At 60.4% G+C, this 25,501-nt stretch carries 21 protein-coding genes; 17 read left to right on the top strand and 4 right to left on the bottom strand.

Annotated features, from left to right (window positions below; all coding sequences use genetic code 11):
• The first annotated feature begins 215 nt into the window (after window positions 1–215).
• Window positions 216–1,889 (top strand): CTP synthase, encoded by a 1,674-nt coding sequence (locus tag HB393_RS12595; RefSeq protein ID WP_213805532.1) that lies wholly within the window; start codon window positions 216–218, stop codon window positions 1,887–1,889.
• Window positions 1,890–1,980: 91 nt separating this feature from the next.
• Here the strand turns inward: HB393_RS12595 and HB393_RS12590 are convergent, their stop codons facing one another.
• Window positions 1,981–3,453 carry a hypothetical protein gene (locus HB393_RS12590; protein ID WP_213805531.1) on the bottom strand — a complete coding sequence of 491 codons (1,473 nt, stop codon included), beginning with the start codon at window positions 3,451–3,453 and terminating at the stop codon, window positions 1,981–1,983.
• 311 nt (window positions 3,454–3,764) lie between these two features.
• On the opposite strand from HB393_RS12590, the gene HB393_RS12585 reads away from it, so the two are divergent.
• Together HB393_RS12585 and HB393_RS12580 are read left to right on the top strand one after the other, a co-directional pair.
• The gene (locus HB393_RS12585; RefSeq protein ID WP_213805530.1) at window positions 3,765–4,739 is read left to right on the top strand and encodes a family 16 glycoside hydrolase; all 975 of its coding nucleotides are present in this window, start codon (window positions 3,765–3,767) and stop codon (window positions 4,737–4,739) included.
• 154 nt (window positions 4,740–4,893) lie between these two features.
• Window positions 4,894–5,805 (top strand): NAD(P)-dependent oxidoreductase, encoded by a 912-nt coding sequence (locus HB393_RS12580; RefSeq protein WP_213805529.1) that lies wholly within the window; start codon window positions 4,894–4,896, stop codon window positions 5,803–5,805.
• Between the two features lie 125 nt (window positions 5,806–5,930).
• On the opposite strand, the gene HB393_RS12575 is transcribed toward HB393_RS12580, so the two are convergent.
• Both HB393_RS12575 and HB393_RS12570 read right to left on the bottom strand, forming a co-directional pair.
• Window positions 5,931–7,064 (bottom strand): glycosyltransferase, encoded by a 1,134-nt coding sequence (locus HB393_RS12575; RefSeq protein ID WP_213805528.1) that lies wholly within the window; start codon window positions 7,062–7,064, stop codon window positions 5,931–5,933.
• A gap of 28 nt (window positions 7,065–7,092) precedes the next feature.
• Entirely contained in the window at window positions 7,093–8,922 is a 1,830-nt protein-coding gene (locus HB393_RS12570; protein ID WP_213805527.1) for a mechanosensitive ion channel family protein, read from the bottom strand.
• 152 nt (window positions 8,923–9,074) lie between these two features.
• On the opposite strand from HB393_RS12570, the gene HB393_RS12565 reads away from it, so the two are divergent.
• From HB393_RS12565 to HB393_RS12540, 6 genes are all read left to right on the top strand, one after another.
• The gene (locus tag HB393_RS12565; protein WP_213805526.1) at window positions 9,075–9,731 is read left to right on the top strand and encodes a DUF4230 domain-containing protein; all 657 of its coding nucleotides are present in this window, start codon (window positions 9,075–9,077) and stop codon (window positions 9,729–9,731) included.
• Window positions 9,732–9,914: 183 nt separating this feature from the next.
• Window positions 9,915–10,199, top strand: a complete 285-nt coding sequence (locus tag HB393_RS12560) for a hypothetical protein (protein ID WP_255551043.1) — start codon at window positions 9,915–9,917, stop codon at window positions 10,197–10,199.
• 160 nt (window positions 10,200–10,359) lie between these two features.
• A complete protein-coding gene (locus HB393_RS12555) occupies window positions 10,360–11,205 on the top strand; it encodes an FkbM family methyltransferase (RefSeq protein ID WP_213805525.1) in 846 nt (281 codons plus the stop codon).
• Between the two features lie 53 nt (window positions 11,206–11,258).
• Complete coding sequence (locus HB393_RS12550; RefSeq protein ID WP_213805524.1) at window positions 11,259–12,302, top strand: ACP S-malonyltransferase; 1,044 nt, start codon at window positions 11,259–11,261, stop codon at window positions 12,300–12,302.
• 321 nt (window positions 12,303–12,623) lie between these two features.
• Window positions 12,624–13,832 carry a hypothetical protein gene (locus HB393_RS12545; protein ID WP_213805523.1) on the top strand — a complete coding sequence of 403 codons (1,209 nt, stop codon included), beginning with the start codon at window positions 12,624–12,626 and terminating at the stop codon, window positions 13,830–13,832.
• Between the two features lie 120 nt (window positions 13,833–13,952).
• The gene (locus tag HB393_RS12540; protein ID WP_213805522.1) at window positions 13,953–15,608 is read left to right on the top strand and encodes an EAL domain-containing protein; all 1,656 of its coding nucleotides are present in this window, start codon (window positions 13,953–13,955) and stop codon (window positions 15,606–15,608) included.
• A gap of 12 nt (window positions 15,609–15,620) precedes the next feature.
• On the opposite strand, the gene HB393_RS12535 is transcribed toward HB393_RS12540, so the two are convergent.
• On the bottom strand, window positions 15,621–16,892 hold the full coding sequence (locus tag HB393_RS12535; protein WP_213805521.1) for an HDOD domain-containing protein: 1,272 nt from the start codon (window positions 16,890–16,892) through the stop codon (window positions 15,621–15,623).
• Window positions 16,893–17,085: 193 nt separating this feature from the next.
• Between HB393_RS12535 and HB393_RS12530 the strand changes: the two genes are divergently transcribed.
• From HB393_RS12530 to lpxA, 8 genes are all read left to right on the top strand, one after another.
• Window positions 17,086–17,622, top strand: a complete 537-nt coding sequence (locus tag HB393_RS12530; RefSeq protein WP_255551042.1) for a DUF3455 domain-containing protein — start codon at window positions 17,086–17,088, stop codon at window positions 17,620–17,622.
• 143 nt (window positions 17,623–17,765) lie between these two features.
• Window positions 17,766–18,299: a DapH/DapD/GlmU-related protein gene (locus tag HB393_RS12525; protein WP_213805520.1), complete on the top strand. Its 534-nt coding sequence runs from the start codon at window positions 17,766–17,768 to the stop codon at window positions 18,297–18,299.
• Complete coding sequence (locus HB393_RS12520) at window positions 18,296–19,597, top strand: hypothetical protein (RefSeq protein WP_213805519.1); 1,302 nt, start codon at window positions 18,296–18,298, stop codon at window positions 19,595–19,597. The genes HB393_RS12525 and HB393_RS12520 overlap by 4 nt, the downstream gene beginning before the upstream one ends.
• Window positions 19,598–19,995: 398 nt before the next feature.
• Window positions 19,996–20,937 carry a glycosyltransferase gene (locus HB393_RS12515; protein ID WP_213805518.1) on the top strand — a complete coding sequence of 314 codons (942 nt, stop codon included), beginning with the start codon at window positions 19,996–19,998 and terminating at the stop codon, window positions 20,935–20,937.
• Between the two features lie 653 nt (window positions 20,938–21,590).
• Window positions 21,591–22,835, top strand: coding sequence for a glycosyltransferase (locus tag HB393_RS12510; protein WP_213805517.1), 1,245 nt, complete (start codon window positions 21,591–21,593; stop codon window positions 22,833–22,835).
• A 150-nt stretch (window positions 22,836–22,985) separates the two neighbouring features.
• Window positions 22,986–24,035 (top strand): PLP-dependent cysteine synthase family protein, encoded by a 1,050-nt coding sequence (locus HB393_RS12505; RefSeq protein WP_213805516.1) that lies wholly within the window; start codon window positions 22,986–22,988, stop codon window positions 24,033–24,035.
• Window positions 24,036–24,166: 131 nt separating this feature from the next.
• Window positions 24,167–24,691: a 3-hydroxyacyl-ACP dehydratase FabZ gene (gene fabZ / locus HB393_RS12500; protein WP_213805515.1), complete on the top strand. Its 525-nt coding sequence runs from the start codon at window positions 24,167–24,169 to the stop codon at window positions 24,689–24,691.
• Window positions 24,688–25,473 (top strand): acyl-ACP--UDP-N-acetylglucosamine O-acyltransferase, encoded by a 786-nt coding sequence (lpxA, locus tag HB393_RS12495; RefSeq protein ID WP_213805514.1) that lies wholly within the window; start codon window positions 24,688–24,690, stop codon window positions 25,471–25,473. The genes fabZ and lpxA overlap by 4 nt, the downstream gene beginning before the upstream one ends.
• Window positions 25,474–25,501: the final 28 nt, after the last annotated feature.

The following is a 25,501-nucleotide window of genomic DNA, read 5'->3' as shown; positions in this document are numbered from 1 at the left end:
CTGTGCTACACCCTACATACCCCAACTACCCGCCGTCCACACTAAAAAAACGTCGCGGACAATCCCCAATCCCATCAAAATCTGACTTCACCTTACGCTTTTCCCTATAAAAATCACGATCTAAAAATCCATCATTGCCTCCCGCGCCAGACCCTGCGATACTTAACCGTGCCCATCCTGCACAAATTTAAAACCCAACTAAAGAGGTCGCGGACATGTCTGCAAAGTACATCTTTGTAACTGGCGGAGTCGTGTCTTCACTCGGCAAAGGGCTCGCCGCAGCCTCCATCGGCTGCCTGCTCGAGGCACGCGGACTCCGCGTCAACCTTATGAAATTCGATCCATACCTCAACGTCGACCCCGGCACCATGTCGCCCTTTCAGCACGGCGAGGTCTTCGTCACCGACGACGGCGCCGAGACCGACCTCGACCTCGGCCACTACGAGCGCTTCACCCACGCCCGCCTCACCCGCGACAACAACCTCACCACCGGGCGTATCTACGAGCAGATCATCACTAAGGAGCGGCGCGGCGACTACCTGGGAAAGACCGTCCAGGTCATCCCCCACGTCACTAACGAGATCAAGAACGCCATGCGCAAGGTCGCCCAGGACTGCGACGTCGCCATCGTCGAGATCGGCGGCACTGTTGGCGACATCGAGTCCCTGCCCTTCCTCGAAGCCATCCGCCAGATGCGCCAGGACCTCGGCCGCGACAACACCGTCTTCGTCCACGTCACCCTCATCCCTTGGATCGCCGCCGCCCAGGAGCTCAAGACCAAGCCCACCCAGCACTCCGTCAAGGAGATGCTCTCCATCGGAATCCAGCCCGACATCCTCCTCTGCCGCTCCGACCGCCACGTCCCCCGCGAGATGCGCGCCAAGATCGCCCTCTTCTGCAACGTAGAGGAGCAGGCCGTCATCGCCGCCCGCGACGTCGCCAGCATCTACGAAGTCCCCCTCACCTTCTCCGCTGAAGGCGTCGACACCCTCGCCCTCAAGTACCTCCGCTTGGAGACCGATACCCCCGACCTCACTCTGTGGAAGGATCTCGTCCATCGCGCCTACAACCCCCGTGACGAGGTCTCCATCGGCATCGTCGGCAAGTACGTCGAGTACGAAGACTCATACAAGTCCCTCAAGGAAGCTCTCGTCCACGGAGCCCTCGCCCACAACCTCAAGCTGAAGGTCACCTGGATCGAAGCCGAAGGCCTCGAGACCAAGGACGCAGAAGGCCGCAACACTAACGACTTCGTCAGCCAGCTCGAAGGCATGGACGGTATCCTTGTCCCCGGCGGCTTCGGCAAGCGCGGCATCGAAGGCATGCTCAACGCCATCCGCTACGCCCGCGAGACCGGCACCCCCTACTTCGGCATCTGCCTCGGCATGCAGACCGCCTGCATCGAGTACGCCCGCAACGTCTGCGGACTCAAGGACGCCAACTCCGGCGAGTTCGACCCCGGCACCCCCCACCGCATCATCTACAAGCTTCGCGAGCTCACCGGCGTCGAAGAAATGGGCGGAACCATGCGCCTCGGAGCCTGGACCTGCGTCATGGAGCCCGACTCCCTCGCCGCCCTCTCCTACGGCACCACCGAGATCTCCGAGCGTCACCGCCACCGCTACGAGTTCAACCGCGAGTACGAAGCCGTCCTCGTCGGAGCCGGCCTGCGCCTCACCGGAACCACCCCCGACGCCACCTACGTCGAGATCGTCGAGATCCCCGGCCACCCCTTCTTCCTCGGCTGCCAGTTCCACCCCGAGTTCAAGTCCAAGCCCCTCGAGCCCCACCCACTCTTCCACGCCTTCATCGCCGCCAGCTACCAGAACCGCCTGACGACACAGGAGAGCACCTCCTCCAGCGAGGAAGAAATCCGCATCCATCCCTAACGCAGCACCGCCAACAAACAAAAAATTCATGCCTGCAATCTCTCGCGAAGTTCGAGATTGCAGGCATAAATTTTTAACAACACAGCAAGAATCAAGGCACCACTGTAATCGCCAGAACTTCTACGTTCGAATTAATGGGCAGCGTAATGGTGGACACAGTCCTCGAGCTATCCAAAGAAAAAGAATAGCCATACAAGTCAAACGTGCCAGATTGCACGGATCCAAAGGCTGCCAAGCGTGCGGGCATGCTCACAGCGACTGATTCTCCCGAAAAATTCTGCGGAGTAGCCCAATCGCTTACGCTTTGACGGAATGCCTTTCTCGTTCCATCCGAGTAGGTCACCGTGAAAGTCTGCTGAGACTGGTTGCCTTCTACCCCTGTAGCCAACATCCGCAGAGCGGAAAAATTGCCCGCAGGCAAAGCAATGGTTTGACCGTTGGCACTCACGTCATTGGGCAAGTTGGGCTGGCCCAATGTAAAAGTAGTTTCGTTCCACACCTGCGACGAGCCCAGTTGGTCGAAGGAGTAAGCAAAGCCAACCCCATCCAACCCTCCGTTGCTCGCGAACACGCTTCCATCGGTATAGATCCCAATCCTGTTGAACGCAGACCCTAAATCGACAGGAGTGCCAATTCCAATTGCACCGCCTCCACCCACCGCAGTATTCATTGCGCTGGCATATTGCGACGCCTCGTTCTTGCCTACGATGTCGTCATAAAGCCATAGAAACCCACCCGTGATCCCACACTGACGATTCCATGCGGTCATCGTGCTCTGCACCTGGCTCGGACTGTCGTTCTGATCCCAGAGCCCCGGAAATACAGGAACACCTCCGAAGTCCCAGTTCGAGCACGGACTATTGCCCGAGCCACCCGCATAGGTCTGCAGATGAACTCCATCCACCGTCCCGGGCAGTTGACTGTTGATCTGCGAGACCACCGACGTCCAATAGCTACTGTTGTCAAAAGGGTCCGGCATCACATGATAGCCAAGCTTACCCAGCATGACAGCAAAGGCAACGGTAGAAGCTGGGTCCTGGTTGTTTTCATCGTCGAAGTCCACAGCATCCAGCGAAGGAATCGCAGCTTTCAGAGCTTGAAAATCACGGTACAAAATACTGCTCGAGCCAGTCCCTTGTGCGCGAACCAAAGCCTCCACATCCTGCCAGTCCCCTACGTTAGAGGAGCCAATGCTGAAAGTGATTCTCTGCACGGTGCCTTGTTTCAAGGTCGCCAGATCGGATACAAAACTTGGAAAGGTTTGGCCTCCCACATAAACTCCATTCGAAGTTAATGGGAACTCGCCGTTGAAGTTGAGATCTCCTTTGGAGTCGACCTCAACGCTCCAGACAATCACCTCTGTAAACCCGGAGTTTTGTATCTCCGTAACGCTATTCTGCAGATGCTTATAAAGCGGTCCGCCAACAAAGACTCCCGTATACCCCGTCTGTGCGGATGCCATCGTCGATGACGATGCCAACACAAAGAGCAGAAAGAACAGCGTTGGAATGCAGGATGAGGTTAAAGTCCGGAGAACTCGCCAAACACTTCTTGATTCACGCATGTTTTAGTGCTCCTTAAGCACCAAACATGGATATATCTCCGGCGCAAAGGTGCGCTCCTCCTTACTCATATTTTCCGAAAATTTGTTAACGAAATTCCCACCGACATCGAAGCCGCCAGGAGACTAGAACAACTCTCCTACGAAAGCTTCAAACCTACGGTTGTTTCTTCCCAGGAAGAACTGCAGATTGACACATAAAGTGGAATAGCCATGTCTCTCTGATAAGAGAGCAAAGAGCAATGACCGTCAGCGTGACGAGTCCGCGAAGAATAGGTGACATGGGTAGGCCGAAAGACGTTACACTCAAACCCGTGAAAATTAAGACTCTGTTTGCCTCTATCCTGGCGGCCGCGCTCGCCTCTACAGCCTCCGCGCAAGACACCAAGGAGTTCCTCGGTCGTTGGGACATAACGGTTACTCCCGCCACCGGCAAACCGTATCCGCAATGGATAGAGCTCACGGAGAACGGCGGCAAGATTGAAGGCCGCGTTCAGCCCAGGGGCGGCGCATGGCATCCGATCACAGGCGCCCACATGGAGTCGGGCAAACTGATCGTGACTGTGGCGGAGGCCGCCCCCGGTTCAGGAACCAACTCAGCAACGAACTGGGAGCTCACCTCCCCCAGCCCAGGCAAGCTAACCGGCGTCGAGATACACGGTGACGCCGGAGGCCCGATGCTCACTGGCGTGAAAGCGCCTTCGCTCGATCGGCCAACGCCGACCAAGTGGACCAAACCCTCACCCCTCTTCGACGGCAAGGATCTCAAAGGTTGGGAGCCGATAGGAAACGTCGACAACAACAAATGGGTCGCCCGCAACGGCGAGCTGGTGAATGACAATCCCGAAGTCCCCGGACAACGAGGCCACGGCGCTGCCAACATCATGACCACGGAAAAGTTCCAGGACTTCAAACTACATATCGAAGTGAACTGTCCGGAGGGTGGCAACAGCGGCATCTATCTGCGTGGCCGCTACGAGTTGCAGGTGGGCACCGAAGGCGGCAAGATCCCATCGCATGAGATGGGCGCGATCTATAGCCACTATCCGCCGCCAGCGGGCTCAGAGCTCGGTCTCGGAAGATGGACCACCTTCGACGTCACCCTGGTCGGCAGACATGTGACAGTCTTGCGCGACGGCAAGGTCTACCACGACAACGTCGAGATTCCCGGCCCGACCGGAGGTGCTCTCGACAGCAATGAGGCCGAGCCCGGACCGTTCTATCTGCAGGGAGATCACCACGGCGTCATCGCCTACCGCAACATCACCATCTCCGTTCCGAAAAAGTAAACGACGCGCAGTCGACGACTCAACGTCCGCTAGCCAATCTTTGTCAGATCCGAAGATTGGCAATTCGGATTGCAGCCTACTCAGCCTGCTGACGCTCGTATCATGTTCCTAGGAACATTCGGTTAGGAATCGATGCGTTGAAGAGGAGAGGGCAATGCGTGTATTTGTTGCAGGGGCAAGTGGAGCGATCGGAGAACCGCTCATCGCGGAACTGTTGAAGCAGGGACACTCCGTAGTGGGAATGACAACCAGCGAGACGCGGGCGAAGAACCTGGAGAGCCAGGGAGCCACCGCAATCATCGCGGACGCGCTCGATGCAGCAGCAGTGGAGGCTGCTCTACGGCAGGCAAAGGCGGAGGTCTTGATAGATGAATTGACCTCGCTCCCAAAGGAGCAGAGCGATATGCCAAAGTACGCGGAGCGCGACACACGGCTAAGGCTTGAGGGCGGAGTAAATTTGCTTCGTGCGGCAATCGCCAGTGGTGTGCGGCGCTATCTGCAGCAGTCGAGCGGATTCTTTTTGAAGCCGGCAAAAGGAACACTAGCGGATGAATCGTCTCCATTGGATATAAATGCGAGTCCGAGTGTAGCGGCCAATGCTCGGACCTATACCGAGCTGGAGACGCGGCTGTTCAGCTCCAGTGCAATTGAGGGTGTGGCTCTACGGTATGGATTTTTTTATGGACCGAAGACCTGGTACCACCCCGGCGAAGCGGCAGCCAACATGGTCATGCGGCAACAGAATCCGGTGGTGGGTCAAGGCGAGGGCGTGTGGTCGTTTGTGCATATCAACGATGCAGCAGTCGTAACAGTCGCGGCGCTGACAGCGGAGCCCGGCATCTACAACCTCGTAGATGATGACCCGTTGCCGCAGAGCGTATGGCTGCCTGCGTTTGCAAAGTTTCTGGGTGCTCCACAGCCCACGCATCTTAGCGAAGCAGAGATGACAGCAATCGCAGGGGAAGATGCGGTCTACTACGCGACGAAGCTAAGTGGAGCCTCAAATACGAAGGCGAAGCGAGTCCTCGGGTGGAAGCCCCGGCGTTTGGAATGGCTGGCGACGTAAGCGAACAACCTCCCGAGTGCCGACAGGATCAGCGCTCGGGAAGTTGCCCTCTCTGCTTCCTTCATCACTGCGTAGCAACAAGAGAACTGTTCGTAGCTCAATCGCAGTCTGAGCCTCGATAGCGTTCAAATCCCAGCCGGATAGACCCGATCCTTCCACCGCCCACCCTGCCCCCGGTAAGACCGCACCGCCGACCCCACAGTCGCCGCCGTATAAAACAACGCAATCGCCGGAAGCGCCAAACCCCAAAGCGGAGACCGCCGATACCGTCGCAGTGTAGGTTGAAACGCAGCCGCCATCATCATCCAGCAGATCACTCCAAGCCCCCGCACCGCCCCCGATCTAAACAAGCTCGCCAACACCGGCTCCACATAGATCACCATCATCCCCACGCAAGTCCCCAGCAGCATCCACGGCGAATACCCAAGCTGCACATACGCCGTCCGCGCAATCATCTCCCACACCTCTCCGAAGTCCGCATACCGCCGCCCGCTCCACGTCTCCTCCGCATGTCCCAGCCAGATCCCATAGCCCTCCCGCTTGATCTCCCGCGCCAGCGCCACATCGTCGATCAACGCCCCCCGAATCCTATCCACACCTCCCACCCGATCCAGCGCCTCCCGCGAGACCAGCATCGTACCTCCCGCCGCCGCAGCCGTAGCTCGACTCTTATCGTTCACCCAGCGAAACGGATAAAGCATCTGGAAGAAGAACACGAACGCCGGAATCGTCGCCCGCTCCGCAAAGCCCTCGCACCGCAGCCGCACCATCTCCGACACCAGCCCCAGCCCCTCCCGCTCGGCCTTCGACAGCAGCAGCTCCACATGCCCGGGGCCATGCACAATGTCCGCATCTGCCAGCAGCACGTAATCCGCCTCCAGCGCCTCCGCCTGCCGCAACCCCTGCGACACAGTCCACATCTTCCCCGACCATCCAGCCTTCAGCGGCTCTCCGGACACAACCCGCAGCCGCGCATCCCCTGCCGCCAACTCACGCGCCAGCTCCCCAGTCCCATCGGTGCTGTTGTCGTCCACCAACACCACCCGCAGATCGCCATCGAACCTCTGCGCCAGCAGAGACCGCAGCATCTCCACTACATGTTCGGCCTCATTCCGCGCCGGAACCACCGCCGTCACCTTCAACCGCCGCACCACTGGCGTCGCCACCCCAAGCACCGGGCCAGACCTCCAGAAACCACCATGCCCGGCCAGAAGCCACAACCAAATCCCAAAACTCACCACTGCGAACGCGAAGATCATCCCTCACATTATCGCCGCTCAAAAAATACTACGAGGCAGCAGGCGCAGGAGCATTCCCAGCCTCGACCACTCCAGACGGGTCCTGCATCAGCTTCACCACCGCCCCATACAGCTTGTTCCGGGTCTCCAGCCGCACTCCAGCCCGAGTCACATACCGCACCACAATATCCACGCCCGAGCCCGCCGGCCGCATATCCACCGAAGGAGTCGCGCTGAACTGCGGCGATCCCTCCTCGTGCGTCACCCGCTTCCACTCCTGCTCCGCCATCTTCGCATCCTCCTCCGTCGCCTTGATGGTCGCCTCGCGGATCTTCTCGATCAACGGATACGTCTGCTCCCCCGGAGGAATATTCATCTTGATCTCATCCCACATCCACTGCCCAGCCGTAGAGAAGTTGAAGTACTTGCCCTTGATTCCAAACCCATTCAGAAACGAGACTCGCCGCCCCGTCGGATGCCCATTCGCCGTCCAGTTCCCCGTCTCCAGCAGCCACGTCCGGAACAACCCAACCTCCACCACCTCACCCCCGACCCCATCGATCTCCACCCAGTCTCCTACCCGAATCCCATTCTTTCCCATCAACACAAACCACCCGCAGAACGCCAGAATGAAGTCCTGAAATACCACCGTCAACCCCGCCGTAGCCAACCCCAAGATCGTCGGCATCTGCTCCGGACTTCCGAAGACCACCAGCAGCACCAGCAGCAGCCCGATCAACTGCGTCCCCAGATTCAGAATCGTCCGCAGCGTCGCCTTCTGCCGCCGGTCCCGCGAGACGCGATCCAAAGCCACCTGCAGACCCCACCCAGCCAGGATCGTCAGCAGCACAATCACCGCAATGGTCGTCAAAGCCTGCAACATCAGGTGAACCACAATCTTGTGCTGCAGCTCCACCTGATCGCCCCACCGCAGGTACAGCGCCGCCAACTGCTGCTGCGCCCCAAGCCTGTCATCCAGAATGCTCAGAATGTTCCGTTGCGACGCCAGCCCCTGCAGCTCCTTCACCCGCGACGACTTCGACTCCCCCGCCGCATTCGCCGCACTGGCAGTATCCTCCGCCGCCTTCGCTGCGTCCTCGAGCCTCGCATGATCCGCCGTAAGCGCAGCGACATCCGCCCGCGCCAACTGCTCCGCCTGATCGATCAGATCCATCCGGCTACGCTGAGCCCACCACGCCGCGATCTGCCCCGCCAACGTCCTATACTTCCCCGCCGAGACCACCGCCGTCTGCCCATCCCCCGCCGCCGTCTGCGCGTCGTACTTCTTCATCGCCGCCTCGCGCGCCGACAGCTCCTCCTGAATCTTCCCACGCTGGTCTCCACTCTTCCGGGCCAGATCCTCCATCGAGTCCGACAGTTCATTCTGGTCCAGCCCCAACTGCGCCTTCGCTACATCCAGATCGTCCCCCACCGCGCTCGCCGCCGCCTGTGCGCCCGCCGGACCCGCCACCGCACTCGCCTTCGCCGTCAGCGCCGTCACCCGCGCCTGATCTTCCTTCACCGTCTCCTGAAGATCGTTGACCCTCTGCTGCAACGCCAGCGCCTCGCCCTTCAACTGCCGTGTCTCCGCGCTCGCCTGCCGCAGCGACTGCGCGAACGTCTGGTCCACCTCATGATCCGCCAGCCGCTCGGCCTCCCGCGCAAACTCCCGTTCCTCCGCCGACACCGCCAGCGACGCCAGCGTCTGCGCCGTCTGCCACGGTCTCTGGTCCACAATTCCATGCGAGACCGTCGCACTGCTCCGCCCATGCAGGAAGGGCATATGCTCCATCACGCCCCGGGTCATAAAGCTCCCGATCAAGCACAGAACCAACACCACCAACGTCACCGTAATCGATACCTTGCGAACCTGATTCATCCTGGCAACTCCTCATTTCGTCGCGTTCCACACCCACTACCCGGACTCCAGAGGAGCCACCTGCATCCTATTAGACGCCACGCCGTCTCAATACCCCAATCACGGCATACACTTGCAGCAAGCTAAGAGCCATCAGCGAGGGAACGCCACACATGACCACCCAATACTCCTCCGGCCGCTCCTCCTCCGGAACCTTCGTCGCCTTCCTGCTCGCCCTCCTCCTCGGAGCAGCCGCCATGGGCGTCTTCGTGCGCCAGGCGACCAGCGGCATCCTCGCCCGCGTCGCCGCCGTCATCACAGGCCGGCCCGTCACCTTCGACACCTCCGTCCCCGCCGTCGTCCAAAAGATCCAGCGCCTCAACCGCCTCGAGACCGTCGTCTACTCCCTCGACACCGTCGTCGAGGGCAGCAAATCCAGCCCCATCCTCCCCGACCTGCTCGCCGGAGACCGCCTCCTCCTCGTCGTCCACGGCCAGTCCATCGCTGGAATCGACCTCTCCCAGCTCAAGCCCGAGGACGTCCGCATCTCCGACTCCAACGGCTCCCGCTCCATCCACGTCACCCTGCCCACCTCCCAGCTCTTCGTCACCACCCTCGACAACCAGCACACCCGCGTCTACGCGCGCTCCACCGGCCTCCTCGTCCCCGTCGACCAGAACCTCGAGTCCGACACCCGCCTCCGCGCCCAGCAGCAGCTCCAGCAGGCCGCCCTCGCCGACGGAATCCTCGACGTCGCCCGCAAAAACGCCCGCGCCACCGTCACCACCCTCCTCTACAGCCTCGGATTCCAAAACGTCGACGTCACCTAAACACCTTTAACCGAACACCTCACCAGACCATCCATTGCAGCTTTAGGCACCTTTTTAGGAATGAAATTAAGTACGCTCCCTTTTCCCCAAAGACTGCATCCAACCCACCAAGAAGGCAGGCAACTGGCCTCGTATCACCACGAAGTCCGGTCTCTACCCCGAACGGGGGATGTGACCTTCAACATGAACCTGAGCTATCATCCAACCATGAAGTTTCGCTCCACATCCCGAATCTTCGGCTCCGCTGCAAAGGAAGAATCCCCCCAGGCCGAAGCCCCCCTTACGGACGAAGAGTCCACCCTCTTCAAGACCGTGGGCTGGATCTCGGCAGGCCTAGGAGCCGTGGCTCTAGGACTCTTCGTGGGCCGCGAACTTCGCCTCCGCTATAAATTCAATCGCCGCACCCCCTACGACTTCTACGCCCACTCCGGCGACGAGCAGGACGTAGACTTCGGCCTCGGCATCTAGCCCAGCCTCAAATCCCACCCGCCTAAATCACGCTCCTTCACGAGATTCACGCCTCGCGAGGCTCTCTTGTGCTTTAATGGCTGCCATACAGAGCAGTCATATTCTTGCGTTTGGCAGGAAAGTTTCAAGATCGAGTTGAATCTACTCGATGAGGCTCTGCATGCCCATAGACGTCAATCGCGTCGTCGCGAATCCATTTGGTCGAACCGCATATCTTTTGGCCCGGCCCTTCGTCACTCTCCTGCGTCGCACCGCCAATCCTGGAATCCCCACCACCCGCCGCGTAGCCAAAGTTCGTTGCGGAGACCGTCGCCTCTCCATCCGATACCGCCGTTGGAGCGAGGCCGACGCCCTGGCCATCCAGCAGTGCTTCGTCCAGCGCCAGTACGACATGCCCACCGGAGTCCACGGAGCCAACATCGATCGCCTCTATCAGGACATCGTCGCCTCCGGACGTCAGCCCCTGATCGTCGACTGCGGAGCCAACATTGGCACCAGCGTCGCCTGGTTCTCCGCGCGCTACCCTGAATCTCATATCGTCGCCATCGAGCCCTCACCGGACAACGTCGTCATCCTTCGCGAGAACGCCGTAGGTCTCGACGTCGACATCCGCGAAGCCGGAATCGGCCCCCACGACGGCCACGCCTTCCTCAAACCCTGCGGCAGCGACATGGGCTACCGCACCACCGACCGCGAAGAAGGCATCGCCATCCAGATGCTCTCCCTCGCCACCATCCTCGCCGGCAAGCCCTCCTCCCGCTACACCCCCTTCCTCCTCAAGGTCGATATCGAGGGCGCGGAAGAGTCCCTCTTCTCCGGCGATCTCACCGCCTGCAGCCAGTTCCCCCTCATCATCCTCGAGCCTCACGACTGGATGTTTCCCGGCAAACTCTCCTCTCTCCCCTTCTTCAAGTTCCACGCCGAAGCCCGCCGCGAGTTCTGCATGAACCACGAAAACGTCGCCTCCATCGCCCTCCTTACTCACCTCAACTCCATCCGTACCTAGCGTTAGGACCGCAGAGGCTTATTTCTGCAACCCCGTCATTTACGATAGAGACAATGAATAAAGTAGCTTTCCTCTTTCCGGGCCAGGGTTCACAGTCCGTCGGCATGGGCCGCGCCTTCTACGACGCCTTCCCTACCGCCAAGGCCATCTTTGACGAAGCCGACGAAGCCCTCGGCTTCGCACTCTCCAAAATCATCTTCGACGGCCCCGACGACCTCCTCAAGCTCACCGAGCACACCCAGCCCGCGATCCTCACCGTCTCCATCGCCGCCGCTCGCGTCCTCGCCGAACACGGTCTCACCCCCGCCATGGCCGCCGGCCACTCCCTCGGCGAGTACTCCGCCCACGTCGTAGCCGGAACCCTCACCTTCGCCGACGCCGTCCGCACCGTCCGCGCCCGTGGCCGCTTCATGCAGGAAGCCGTCCCCGCCGGTCAGGGAGCCATGGCAGCCATCCTCGGTCTTCCCCCCGAACAAGTCACCGAGCTCTGCGCCCGCGCCTCCGACGAGCTTCGCCTCGAGCTTGAGCTCGTCGAGTCCACCCCGCCCGACGCCATCTCCCTCGCCGAGATCGACTCCCGCCTTCACCGCGACATCATCAACCAATCCACCGTCTCCCCCGCCAACCTCAACTCCCCCTCGCAGACCGTCATCTCCGGCTCCGATCCCGCCGTCCACCGCGCCATCGATCTCTGCAAAGCCGCCGGCGCCCGGAAAGCGATCCTGCTCGCCGTCTCCGCGCCCTTCCACTGCGCCTTGATGGCCCCCGCCCAAAAGTCCCTCATGGTCGAGCTCGAAGGCGTCCGCTTCGCCGATCCGCGGATCCCTGTAGCCTCCAACGCCGATGCCCGCTTCGTCTCGCGCGACTCAGACGCCCGCGACACCCTCATCCGCCAGGTCACCGCCCCTGTCCGCTGGGTCGAGTGCATCGAGCTCCTCCTCACCCAAGCCCCCACCTTCTTCATCGAAGTAGGCCCCGGCAAAGTCCTCTCCGGCCTCAACCCCAAGATCCTCCACCACGACTCCACCCTCCACACCCTCCACGTAGACAACCCCACCACGATGGAAAAAACCCTCGCCGCCCTGGCCCAAGCCTAACCAGAAAAAAAGAAAAAAGAAAAAGAAGACCAACCCAAAACACCGCCCAAGCACCAACAACAACCCCGAGCCAAACCAGCAATCAACAAGCACCAACAAGCACCAACAAGCACCACAAACAACCGTCAGCTCTTATCAGCCTTTATCCCAAGAATCACCGTTACGCCTTCCATCAAGGATCACCGTGACACCATCCATTCCCATTCCAGCACCAAAACAGTAATCAAATCCTTCAAATTCAAGCACCATTCTCTGTGCAGTCACCCCTCCGTAACCTTCCCACCCCAGACTCTTTACATTAGGGAACCGGAGGGAAAAAGCATGACCCGCCAAACCATCGCCACCAACCAGACCAGCATCTCCTACCTTTGGCGCGAACCGAACGCCCCCAAAGGCTTCACCACCGGCGTCTCCCTCCACTCCCACACCTCGCAATCCAAAGAGACCCTCGACTTCATCGCCGAGCTCTCCACCGACATCCCCCTCCTCCAGCCCATCATCCGCTGGTGCGAGCGGCGCTCCGTCCGCTTCAGCGGCATCAAGCCCGACTACGCTCGCAGCTTCTGGACCCCGCCCCTCACCCCCCGCCTCGCCTTCGACCTCGAGCGCGAGCAGATCGAGAACGGCCTCCAGCTCCCCGGCATGGTCTCCATCACCGACCACGACTCCATCCAGGCGCCCCTGCTCCTCCGCTCCGTCCCGTCGGCACGCCACATTCCCGTCTCGGTCGAGTGGAGCGTCCCCTTCGGCTCCACCGCCTTCCACCTCGGCATCCACAACCTTCCCAGCGCCACCGGGCAGGAGTGGATGGATCGCCTCGAGGCCTTCACCGCCATCCCCTACAAGGATCGCGCCCCCAAGCTCCTCACCGAGATGCTCTGTGAGCTCGACGAGATCCCCGGCGTCCTCCTCATCTTCAACCACCCCCTCTGGGATCTCTATCGCATCGGCAAAGATCTCCACGACGTCCTCGTCAACGACTTCCTCGCCGTCAACGGACAATACATCCACGCCCTCGAGCTCAACGGCCTGCGCAACTGGAAAGAGAACCACGAGGTAGCCGTCCTCGCCGGCAAGTGGAACCAGCTCATCATCTCCGGCGGCGACCGCCACGGCATCGAGCCCAACGCCAACCTCAACCTCACCCACGCCGATACCTTCACCGGCTTCGTCCATGAGATTCGCCGCGAGCGCCGCAGCCACGTCCTCTTCATGCCGCAGTACGCTCAGCCCTGGAAGCACCGCATTCTCCAGTCCACCCTCGACGCCATTCGCAACTATCCCGCCTTCCCTGAAGGCTCCCGGCGCTGGGACGAGCGCGTCTTCCACCCCGACACCGACGGCAACATTCGCCAGCTATCCGGCCTCTGGACCAAAGATAAGAACGAGGTCTCCAAAGCCCCGGTCATGATCTCCGCCATCCTCGCCGTCGTTCGTCTCCTCGGCGAAGCCCCTGTCTCCGGCGGCCTCCGCATCGCCTGGAACGACTCCGCCGACATGCGCGCCACCCTCGCTAAACTAGACGCCTGATTCACACCAACACCCGGCATCCGTCCTCGTTCCGGAAAAGGCTGCGGATTCTAGCTCCTACGACGCTCATAAAACTGTTATTACATAGACACATTCTGTGTTTCGCCATACATTGACCACATGCTCGTCGAGTTGGCCGATGTACGTCGTGTACTGGAAACCGAAAAGCTAGTCCCTTGTTTCCAGCCCATCGTCGAGCTCCGCACCGGTCGGCTATCCGGCTTCGAGATCCTCGCACGTTGGAATCATCCCCAGATCGGCCCCGTCCTTCCTCCCAACTTCATCAGCCTCGCCGAGAACAACGGACTCATCGAGCTCCTGATGCACCAGGTCCTCAGGCAGGCCTTTCTCTCCGCATCGCTTCTGCCCGCGCCCCTCACCCTCTCCTTCAACGTCTCCCCCTCGCAGCTCCAGAACCTCGAACTCCCCACCCAGGTGCGCCTCGCGGCAGAGGCAGCCGGCTTCCCCCTCGCACGCCTCAAGATAGAGGTCACCGAGACCGCCCTCCTCCACAACATCGACTGCGCCCGGATCATCGCCTTGGAGTTCAAAGCCATGGGCTGCCGCCTCTCCCTCGACGACTTCGGAACCGGCTACTCCAGCCTCTCCCACCTCCAGGCCCTTCCCTTCGATGAGCTCAAGATCGATCGCACCTTCATCAGCTCCATGACCGATACCCGCGAGAGCCGCAAGATCGTCGCCTCTACCGTCGGCCTCGGACACAGCCTCGGCCTCACCACCATCGCCGAAGGCATCGAGACCGAAGAGCAAGCCGACATGCTCCTCTGGCTCGGATGCGAGCTCGGCCAGGGATGGCTCTACGGCAGACCCTCCCCCGCCAGCCAGCTCGCCGTTATCGTCGCCGCACCCGACCGCGCCACCGCCGCAACCTTGCCCGCGCCCGTCGACGGCTGGACCCCCTCCAGCCTCGAAGCCCTCCCCGTGCAGCGCCTCGCGCAGCTCCAGGCCATCTACGACGGCGCACCCGTCGGCCTCTGCTTCCTCGACTGCGGCCTCCGCTACGTCAGCATCAACAAGCGCCTCGCTGAGATGAACGGAGCCTCCGTCGCCGCCCACATGGGCAGAACCGCCCAGCAGATGATGCCCGAGCTCTTCCCCACCGTCGAGCCCTACCTCCGTCGCGCCCTAGCCGGAGAGGCATTCCTCAAAATCGAAGTCCAGCGAAGAGCCTCAACCCTCGGAAAGCTCGACTGGACCGCCCAGCTCTCCTACCAGCCCGTCCTCGACGAGGCCAATGAGGTCATCGGCATCTCCGTCGCCGTAGCCGACGTCACCGACATCAAGCGCACCGAGGCCTCCCTCCGCGAGAGCGACGAGCGCCAGCTCCAATCCGTCGAGTTCCGCGACCTCGTCCCCTGGATCATGGACGCCGACGGCAACAGCCTCCACGGAGGCACGCGCTGGGTCGCCTCCGCCAGCCTCACCGAAAACCCCGTCCGCAACCTCGGCTGGCTCGAGCCCCTCCACGCCGACGACCACGACAAAGTCATGGCTACCCTCAGCGATGCCCTCCGCACCGGCAAGCCCATCGACATCGAGTACCGCGCCCTCACCATCGACGGCGAGTGGCGTTGGATGCGCTCCCGCGGCTCCCCGCGCTTCGGTCCCTCCGGCGAGATCATCCGCTGGTACGGCAGCGTCGAAGAGCTCGATCCGCGCGAGCGAAACGGAAAACACCCCGCCGAGATCGAACGAACCCCATCCACCTCCATCGGCACAACTCGCCAAGCCACTCGAAGCCAGGCGACCCAATAGCCAAGCCAGCCTCTAAAGCCCTGCGTCGCGAATCTCCTTCGTCGCCCACTGCAGCGCGACCACGTACATCCTCATAAGCTCCGCCTCCGACAGATGCAGCCTCCTGCAGATCAACCCGCAGCTCCTCCAATCCTGCCGCTCATACGCCTGGATGAGCTTCAAAGACGCCCCCGCCGGACCATCCTGCCCCAACAACACCCCCGCCGCCTCTCCCCGTAGCGGCAGCATCTTCAACACCTGCTCCATCGGAACCTGCAAAATCGCATCCACCACCGAGATCAACCCAATCAGATACTGCTCCCCTCCCGGCTGCCCGCACAGCGGAGCCAGCAGCTCGCAAAACCGCGCCCGCTGCAGCGCCAGCAGAATCAGCTCCGACGACACGTTGTACCGCTTCCACAGACTCGTAGCCGTCGCAATCGAGAGCAGCCTCCGCAGCGGATCCTCCCCCAGCAGCAGCAGCGCCTGCCGCACCGAAGTCACCTCATAGCGCAGCCCCACCGCCACCGAATTCACCACCCGCAGCACCCTGTAGCAGAGCGAAGTCTCCGCCATCACCAGCCGTTCGATCTCCCGCAGATCCATCTGCGGCCGGCTGATCGCACTCAGGAGCTGCATATAAATCACCAGGTTCGGCGGAATCTCGCGGCTATGCAAAATCGTCGGCCGCGCAAAAAAATACCCTTGGAAGTACAGATACCCCGCATCCCGCGCCCGCTCGAACTCCTCCGCCGTCTCCACCTTCTCCGCCACCAGCGCCACCTCCGCGCCCTCCAGATAGCGTTGAATCTGCCGCAGTTGCTCTGGCCCGCAAGCCCTGTAATCCAGCTTGACGTAGTTCGCCAGCTCGATCAGCCGGTCGCTCCCACCCCCCGGCACATAGTCGTCCAGAGCGATCTGGTAGCCCATCTTCTTCAGCTTGACGCAGGCGCCCACCAGCTCCTCGTCCACCTCCACCGTCTCCAGCACCTCCACCACCGTCACCTCCGGCGGCAGAAACGTAATCAGCTCCTCCGTAATCGCCTCACGCGTACAGTTCACAAACGCCCGGCTCCCCGGCGCGATCGTATCCATCCCCAACAACAGCACATTGTCGATCATCTGCCGCGTCGCGTTATCCGAGTCCCCCGAAAAGCTGTTCTCCAGACTCGTCCGAAACAGCAGCTCATACCCATGCACCGCCTGTTGCAGGTCCAGAATCGGCTGACGCCCGACAAATCGCGTAGAGGAATACAAAGACGAATCGGCAGACACAACAGGAGAGACAATCGCTTCGACCGGCATAGGTATCCTTGGTAAGGCTTATCGGCGCGAAACCTCCACTGGATCAACACAAACCACCGGGAGTACCCCTTCTATAACGGGAGGTACGTAGATTCAGCGACTTCGCTCCACCCGCACCCTCCCGCCAAAATAAATCTCAAAAAATCCTCTCCGAAAGGAATAATTCATCTCGCATTCCGTTAAGTCCGCTACCATGCGGATCATGTGGCGCCCCGTTCTTCCAATCATCATCGCAACCCTCCTAAGCTTCGCCTCCCCCCATCCAGCATCCGCCGTAACCGCGGAGGAAGCCACCTCTCCCCCACCCAACGAGCACTCCGTCCTCACCCTGCTCGGCAAAGGAACGCAGATCTACGCCTGCCACCAGGTAGAAGGCCACTGGCAATGGCAGTTCGTAGCTCCCGATGCCCGCCTCTACGACGCCGACGCCGCGGAAAAAGAGGAAGGCACCCACGGCAACGGCCCCACCTGGCGATACCAGGACGCCAGCTCCGTCACCGGCCAGCTCGTCACACAGTTCCCCTCCGACGAGCCCAACGCCATCCCCTGGCTCCTCCTCAAAGCCGCCTCCCACCAGGGAGACGGACTCATGTCAAACGTCGAATTCATCCGCCGCTCCTACACGCACGGCGGAGCGGCTCCCACCAGCGGCTGCGACGCCCAGCACGCCAACGCAACCTCCCGCATTCCTTACTCCGCCATCTACACCTTCTACTCCCCAAAGTCCTGACCCAGCCCCACGCGGGAGTCAGCGTGATAGCTTAAGGGTCTGTCCACTTTCTTAACCCTTTGGCATGAAATGCCATCACAACGCTCGCAGATCGCCGCTCCTATCCAGCAGACGGCCATCGCCAGCTTGTTGAGGAATCCGCATTGAGCCACCACCTTATCGCCCGGGTCGCCAATCGTCTTATACGCGAGTACTGGAACCGGCAGGATAAGTACCTGAAAAGCCAGCTCGGCTCCTGCGGGCAGCGCGTCTCCATCGCACCTACCGTCGTGATCCTCGGCAAAAGTGGGCTTCATCTCGGCGACGACGTCGAGATCAACAACCTCTGCCACCTCTTCGCCGGAGGAAACATCACCATCGGTCCTCGAACCATGATCTCCGCCTCCTGCTCCCTCACCTCCACCACCCACTCCCAGGCCGTCTCCGCTCGCAGCCGCATGATCAACATCCCCATTAATATCGGCGCGGACGTCTGGTTGGGAACCGGCGCGATCGTCCTCCCCGGCATCTCAATAGGAGAGGGCGCAATCATAGGAGCCGGAGCCGTAGTGACCAAAAATGTAGCCCCACGCACCATCGTCGTCGGAAACCCAGCCAGACCCATCGGCACAGTACCCGCGGACGAGACAGAACTACCGACCCTGAAAATACCTTCACCAACCAAGGAGCCGCAGTGAGCTCCGACTCAAGACTTAGAAGAGTCTTCAAGCTGCTCACTCAGTTTCTCGGCGGCCAGGCAGCGATCCAGGTTCTCAACGCCGCCACAGGCCTGCTCCTCCTGCGGCTGATGCCCACCTCGGACTACGCCGCCTACTCCCTCGCCTTCGGCATTCAGTCGACCATGGGAATGTTCACCGACCTCGGCTTCGGAGGGGCGGTCATCGCCCTCACCGGAACCCGCTTCGGAGACCGCGAGATCCTGGGCCGGTACATCGCCGCAGCCAGCCTCATCCGGAAGCGCCTCCTCATCGTCGTAACTCTAGGTGGCCTCCTCCTCATCTTCTACAGCAACAAACTACGCGGACTCCCCGTACCCGAGCTGGTTCTCTTAGCGGCAGCCATCCTTGTAGCCTTGCAGTTCCAGGGCTGGACAGCTTACTTCGACGCCCCCTTACTCCTGCACGGCAAGCTCAAGGACTACTACCTCCCGCAGCTTCTAGGTGCGGTCTTTCGACTCTGTATCTCCCTGGGGCTCTTCTACTTCCACTTACTCTCCGCAGTTACCGCCGTCTGGGTCAGCACCATCAGCATCATCCTCATTGGCATCAACTACCGCTATAAGTCGCGCGAGCTGATTACCTTGCCGGTGGACAAGCCCACCGACACGGTGCTTGAGATGGCAAAGTATCTCCTGCCTCTCCTCCCCGCGACCATCTACATGGCCTTTCAAGCGCAGATATCGCTCTTCCTGATCGCGGCCTATGGACACCTGAAGGAAGTAGCCGAAGTAGCCGCACTAGGAAGGCTAGGACAACTCTTCCTCTTATTGAACATCGCCAACTCCATCCTGCTAGCGCCTCAGATAGCCAAGAGTCCATCTAGAACCCTTCGCAAGCGATACTTCTTCGCGCTGTTCCTCGTGACATCGGTCGCATTCGTACTGAGCATCTCTGCCAAACTCTTCCCCGAGATGTATCTCTTCGTCCTGGGGCCTAAATACCACGGCCTGAGACTCGAAGTTCTATACGTCGTCCTGTCCTCCTCCATCGGCTACGTCTCAGGCGCAATGTGGTCCATGAACTCAGCGCGCAAATGGGTCTTCTGGTGGACAGGAACAATACAGGTAGTCGTGGTCTTCGGAACTCAGTTGAGCTGCATCTTCTTCTTGCCGCTCTCGACTTCGGCAGGCGTGTTAGCCATGGGGATCTGGGTCAATACGGCTGCGTTGCTCGTGCAATCGGTCATCACCTTTGAGGGATTCCGTAGAGAGCGCAAAGCAGAGCAAACCGTCGAACAGAACGTCCTCAAGGTCTGACCCTAACTCACGAACTTACAAAATTATCATTGAGAAATTTAAGTTGCATCACACAAACGTGTGATCCCTTATCTAGTTCCTATTCCCTTATAACTGTCGAAAGGACCGTAGACGCTCTCTTGCAGTCGATTTGGATCCAAATACATAGGCCATTCAGAACAATGAAATAACTACGACCATCCTGAAAAATAGGAGTAAATTCACCTCGCGATAAACCTTTACTTATAAAGTTGGATAAGTTAGCCTTAAGGACTAGTTACTCTCCCATTTAGGGGGAGTAGGCCTCGCTGAAACGAGAGACTTCCTATTAGAAACATTTTTATAACTGCGAATAACTCTCACTTATACAAACCCTTAAATCTGAAAGATTGTAGAAGTTGTCGTAAGGGAGATTCCGCGTGACGCAGCGTTCGACCATCTCTATCATCATCCCAACGTGCAATCGTCTGAACACCCTCTTTCCATTACTGGATAGCTTGGCGCTACAGAAAGAATCCCCCCTCTACGAAATCGACGTAGTCACCTCGGATGACGGTAAGCGGGATGACACCGCGCAGATCCAGCAACTCTATCCTTGGGTACGGTACCTCCGTGGCCCGCAGAGAGGACCCTCCTCCAACAGGAACAACGGAGCCAGGTCGACAACCGGAGACCTGCTCCTCTTCCTCGACGACGACTGCATCGCCTCTCCAACTCTTCTCAGTTCTTACGTTAGGGAGTGGAACGAGAACCCCAACGTCTCCGTATTCGAGGGCAGAATCACAGCCATCGGCACCAGGACATCCCATGCGGAAGAATGCCCGGTCAACGAGACCGGAGGATACCTTTGGTCCTGCAACCTCGCCATTCTGCGCAGTACCTTCATGAGCCTCGGCGGCTTTGAGGAGAGATTCCGCTTCCCAGCCATGGAAGACGTCGACTTCAGAGAACGCCTCATGGAGCGAAAGACCCTTATCAAATTCGTCCCCGATGCTCAGGTCTTTCACGCCTGGGAGATTCGTACGGGATGGAAGCGGATAAGGCACTATCTGTTCTCGAAAATGTTCTTCGCTCAGTTACATCCTGTAAAGGGGAGCCTGAAACTCTCCTACTTCATCAAGACGCGTGTACGAGAGATCCTCTATAACGGCATCCTGTCCTGGAACGTCTATCGCTTCCGAGGGGTCTCGCAACTTCTACTAGGCATAGCAAACGACTGGCGTCTGGCACTCTTCGGTCAATTTCCAGCTCTGGGTCGTTGGTACATCGCAAGAGCTAAACCCTGCTGCGCAGGATGCGAAGCCATGCTCACCACCTTGCGCCAGGCCCCCGTACCCGTCGTCGCCGAAGTTCGCCGCTAGAACAAACTCCCCCGACGCAAGAGAGTATTTACGACAGAAGCAAATTCCCGGTGTCAGAGAGTGCTCATGACGGAAAGGGCCGAAGGTCCGCTCCATACCAGCCTGGGTGCGAAACCCCGATCAGGAGGGATCCAAGAAATAGAGGGCCAAAGGCTCGGCCTATCGCCGCCTCCACCCCAACGACGAACTTCCTGGAGAGAGCCAACGCTCGGCAAGGCCAACACTCAAATTCTCATGAATTTCTTGTCAAGCCCTCTTCGCCGAAAATAATTCGCCCCCATCCAACAACTCATTCCCTATGAACCACTTAGATCCACATAAAACTTCAGCGAAAGTGGCACTTTAGTTTTGGTCGATCCCATACAATAGAACTACAGGATAAGAAACATAGAAGAGTCGAAAAGACATGCCCAAACCGAGCACGTCTCAGCAACAAAGCAGCAGGCCCGGCCCAATCAGCCGGGCCTAAGTTGTTTTCTAAGACAAGCCGTTTGCTAAGGCAAGTTGTTTGCTAAGACAAGCCATTTGCTTGCGCATATTTGGACGTAACCCATTTGTTTGGACGAACTTAGCGGCCCACCAAGCCGCTATCTCGCTCAAACCAAACGGGTTGGATACAGGCAAGGGGGGGCACCCCCCAGAAAGGAAGAGCATTGCAGGAGGGGACCACCAACCCGGAGCCGGAACTCACCCGCCGCGCCCCCGCGCGTCCGCCCCGCGTAGCCTACTTCCCCGACTCCTTCCACGAGGTCAACGGCGTAGCCCACACCAGCCGCAACTTCGTCGCCTACGCCCAGCGCCACCGCCTCCCCTTCCTCTGCGTCCGCGCCGGCAAGACCAACCCCCAACCCGACCCCGCCAGCACCGTCCAGACCCTCGAGCTCCCCCGCGGCTTCGCCTCCGTCGGCATCGAAAAAGACCTCGCCTTCGACCCCCTCTTCGGCCGCCACCTCACTCGCGTCGAACGCGAGCTCATCCGCTTCAAGCCCGACATCATCCACATCACCGGACCCAGCGAGCTCGGCCTCCTCGGAGCCTGGTTCGCCTCCGAGCTTGGCGTTCCCCTCGCCGCCTCCTGGCACACCAACGTCCACGAGTACGCCGCGCGCCGCCTGAGTTGGCTCACCTCCCGCCTTCCCGCCCGCCAGGCCTCCCTCGCCGAAGCCCGCGTCGAATCCGCAACCCTCTGGACCACCGCCCATCTCTACCGCCTCGCCAAGGTCCTCTTCGCCCCCAACCGCGAGCTCTGCGACCTCCTCGAACACGCCACGCATCGTCCCTGCCACCTCATGCAGCGCGGCGTAGACACCGCCCTCTTCTCCCCCGCCCGCCGCACCCGTCCCACCTCCTCGGGAAAGCTAGTCCTGGGCTACGTAGGCCGCCTCTCCATCGAGAAAAACGTCGCTCTCCTGCCCCTCCTCGAGCGGCAACTCGCCGACCTCGGCATCCACGACGTCCAGTTCCTCATCATCGGCCACGGCAGCGAAGAAGCCTCCCTCCGCGCCGCGCTTCCCGCCGCCAAAGCGGAGTTCGCCGGCGTCCTTCGCGGCGAAGCCCTCTCCACCGCCTACGCCAACATGGACCTCCTCGTCTTCCCATCCCACACCGACACCTTCGGCAACGTCGTCCTCGAAGCCCTCGCCAGCGGCGTTCCCGCCATCGTCACCCCAGGAGGCGGTCCAAAGTACATCGTCCAGCAAGGCGAAACCGGCTTCATCGCCCCCGACGAGGGCTTCACCTCCGCCATCGCCACTCTCGCAAAAGACCCTTCCCTCCTCCACCGAATGCGAGAAAACGCCCGCGCCTACGCCCTCACCTGCAGTTGGGACGCCGTCTTCCACCGCGTCTACGACGCCTACCAGACCGCGCTGCGAACCTCATTCGACCACGGCACTTAGGCCCGAAGCTACAGAAAACCAACCAATCCACGGCCCACCGAACCTTGCGTCCGCCGCGACAAACCCAGATGATGTCCTTGAGCGATGCGAGCTCGATGCGATGCTGTTTGAGTGCGTAGCTGGCTTTGCCCAGAAAAGGAGATTCACTTCATGAAGTTCGATAACATCCTCGGCACCGTGGGCAATACACCGGTTATCCGTATCAACAAACTCGCCCCCGCAGGCATTGAGCTATACGTCAAAGTAGAGGCCTTCAACCCTCTCGGATCGGTCAAGGACCGCCTCGCCCTCGGAGTCATCGAGGCCGCCGAACGCAGCGGCGCACTCAAGCCCGGCCAGACCGTCATCGAAGCCACCAGCGGCAACACCGGCATCGGCCTCGCCATGGTCTGCGCCCAGAAGGGCTATCCGCTCGTCGTCACCATGGCCGAGTCCTTCTCCATCGAGCGCCGCAAGCTCATGCGCTTCCTCGGAGCCAAGGTCATCCTCACTCCTGCCGGACTGCGCGGCACAGGCATGGTCAAGAAGGTCGATGAGCTCGCCGAGAAGAACGGCTGGTTCCGCACCGAGCAGTTCAGCAACGAAGCCAACGCCGACATGCACTCGAAGACCACAGCCCAGGAGATCCTCCGCGACTTCGAAGGCGGTCCGCTCGACTACTGGGTCACCGGCTTCGGCACCGGAGGCACGCTCAAAGGCGTCGCACGCGTCCTCGCCGAGAAGCGCCCCGAGACCAAGATCGTCGTCTGCGAGCCCGACGCCGCTCCCATGCTCTCCAGCGGCATCGAGCAGCCCCACAACCCCGATGGCTCTCCCTCCGCCAGCCATCCCGCCTGGGCATCGCACCCCCAGCAGGGCTGGAGCCCGGACTTCATCTCGAAGCTCACCCAGGACGCCGTCGACGCCCACAACGTCGATCAGGTCCTCCGCATCGACAACGCTGCGGCCATGCGCTGGAGCCGCGAACTAGCCACTCAGGAAGGCATCTTCGTCGGCATCAGCTCCGGAGCCACCTTCGCCGGAGCCCTCCAGGTAGCCGCCGAAGCCCCCAAAGGCTCGACCATCCTCTGCATGTTGCCCGACACCGGCGAGCGCTACCTCAGCACTCCCCTCTTCGCCGACGTCTCCATCGATATGACCCCGGAAGAGCTGGAAATCTCCCTCTCTACTCCCAGCGGCCACGTCGCACCCGCCGCCTAGGCTCTTTCAACAATCACGCAGTGAAAGGCGCTCACAGCTTCCTCTTGAGCGCCTTCACTGCAGATCTGCTGCAGCAAATGCTGGCAGAACATCGATGTCCAGGCAGCAAGACATTTATACTCAACACTGCCATGAGTGAAGAGTCGAACATAGAAGCAACCTCGCAGACCCAGCAGACGATGGACATCAACGAGATCATGGCCATCCTGCCCCACCGCTATCCCTTTCTCCTCATCGATCGCGTCCTTGAGATCGAACGAAAAAAGCGAATCGTCGCCATCAAGAACGTAACCATCAACGAACCCTTCTTCCAAGGACACTTTCCCGGCTTTCCGATCATGCCAGGCGTTCTCATGGTCGAAGCCATCGCCCAAACTGGCGGAGCGCTTCTCCTCACCGAGTTCCCGGACCGCGAGGATCGCCTGATGCTCTTCACCGGCATCGAACACGCCCGCTTCCGCCGTCCTGTCGTTCCTGGCGATCAACTCCGCTTCGAGATCACCATCCTCCAATGGCGCAGCCGCGCGGTCAGGATGCTCGGCATCGCCACCGTCGAGGGCAAGGTCGCCTGCGAAGCGACGATCATGTGCCAGCTCGTCGCACGCCCCAAGAAGACCCCAGCAGAGACTCCAACGCCCGAGGCTCCCACCGAGTGAGCATCCATCCCACCGCGATCGTAGCTCCAGGCGCGCAAGTTCCCGCCAGCTGCACCGTCGGACCTTACTGCATCCTCGGCGAGAACGTCATCCTCGGCGAGGACTGCGAACTCGTCTCCCACGTCGTCCTCGACGGTCATGTGACCTTCGGCTCCCGCAACAAGATCTACTCCTTCGCCTGTCTCGGCATCGCCCCGCAGGACCTCAAGTACAACGGCGAGCCCACTCGTCTCACCTTCGGCGACGACAACTCCATCCGCGAGTACGTCACGATCTCCCGCGGAACCGCTGGTGGAGGAGGTCTAACCTCCGTAGGATCAGGATGCCTCATCATGGCCTACACTCACATCGGCCACGACTCCCACATCGGCAACGGCTGCATCCTGGCCAACTCCGCCACGCTCGCCGGCCACGTCATCGTAGAGGACTATGCCGTCGTAGGAGCTCTCTGCCCCGTTCACCAGTTCTGCCGCATCGGCAAGTACTCCTACATCGGTGGCGGAACGACCATCACGCAGGATGTTCTTCCGTACTCCCTCACCAGCATCGAACGCAACAACCACGCCTACGGACTCAACAAGGTAGGTCTGGAGCGCCGAGGCTTCACCCCGATCCAGATCAAACAGCTCCGTGTCGCCTATCGCCTGCTGCAGGCGAGCAAGCTCAACACCTCAGACGCCCTCGCCGCGATTCGCGCTACTCTCACGGAAGCTCCCGAGGCCGAACACGTCCAATACCTAGCCGACTTCATCGCCAGCAGTGAACGAGGCATCATCAAGTAACAGCATCAGAGCGCAACTCTGAGCAACA

It is taken from the genome of Granulicella sp. dw_53, from assembly GCF_018449545.1.
Classification (GTDB): Bacteria; Acidobacteriota; Terriglobia; order Terriglobales; family Acidobacteriaceae; genus Edaphobacter.
The sequence above is the reverse complement of the archived record's forward strand: the minus strand, read 5'-3'. Positions and strand labels throughout refer to the sequence as shown.

Coding starts and splice junctions, on each gene's coding strand:
- HB393_RS12550 (WP_213805524.1), top strand. CDS start 11,259: ATGAATAAAGTAGCTTTCCTCTTTCCGGGCCAGGGTTCACAGTCCGTC.
- HB393_RS12595 (WP_213805532.1), top strand. CDS start 216: ATGTCTGCAAAGTACATCTTTGTAACTGGCGGAGTCGTGTCTTCACTC.
- HB393_RS12505 (WP_213805516.1), top strand. CDS start 22,986: ATGAAGTTCGATAACATCCTCGGCACCGTGGGCAATACACCGGTTATC.
- HB393_RS12560 (WP_255551043.1), top strand. CDS start 9,915: ATGAACCTGAGCTATCATCCAACCATGAAGTTTCGCTCCACATCCCGA.
- HB393_RS12535 (WP_213805521.1), bottom strand. CDS start 16,892: ATGCCGGTCGAAGCGATTGTCTCTCCTGTTGTGTCTGCCGATTCGTCT.
- HB393_RS12590 (WP_213805531.1), bottom strand. CDS start 3,453: ATGCGTGAATCAAGAAGTGTTTGGCGAGTTCTCCGGACTTTAACCTCA.
- HB393_RS12530 (WP_255551042.1), top strand. CDS start 17,086: ATGCGGATCATGTGGCGCCCCGTTCTTCCAATCATCATCGCAACCCTC.
- HB393_RS12575 (WP_213805528.1), bottom strand. CDS start 7,064: ATGATCTTCGCGTTCGCAGTGGTGAGTTTTGGGATTTGGTTGTGGCTT.
- HB393_RS12570 (WP_213805527.1), bottom strand. CDS start 8,922: ATGAATCAGGTTCGCAAGGTATCGATTACGGTGACGTTGGTGGTGTTG.
- HB393_RS12580 (WP_213805529.1), top strand. CDS start 4,894: ATGCGTGTATTTGTTGCAGGGGCAAGTGGAGCGATCGGAGAACCGCTC.
- fabZ (WP_213805515.1), top strand. CDS start 24,167: ATGAGTGAAGAGTCGAACATAGAAGCAACCTCGCAGACCCAGCAGACG.
- HB393_RS12555 (WP_213805525.1), top strand. CDS start 10,360: ATGCCCATAGACGTCAATCGCGTCGTCGCGAATCCATTTGGTCGAACC.
- HB393_RS12540 (WP_213805522.1), top strand. CDS start 13,953: ATGCTCGTCGAGTTGGCCGATGTACGTCGTGTACTGGAAACCGAAAAG.
- HB393_RS12565 (WP_213805526.1), top strand. CDS start 9,075: ATGACCACCCAATACTCCTCCGGCCGCTCCTCCTCCGGAACCTTCGTC.
- HB393_RS12545 (WP_213805523.1), top strand. CDS start 12,624: ATGACCCGCCAAACCATCGCCACCAACCAGACCAGCATCTCCTACCTT.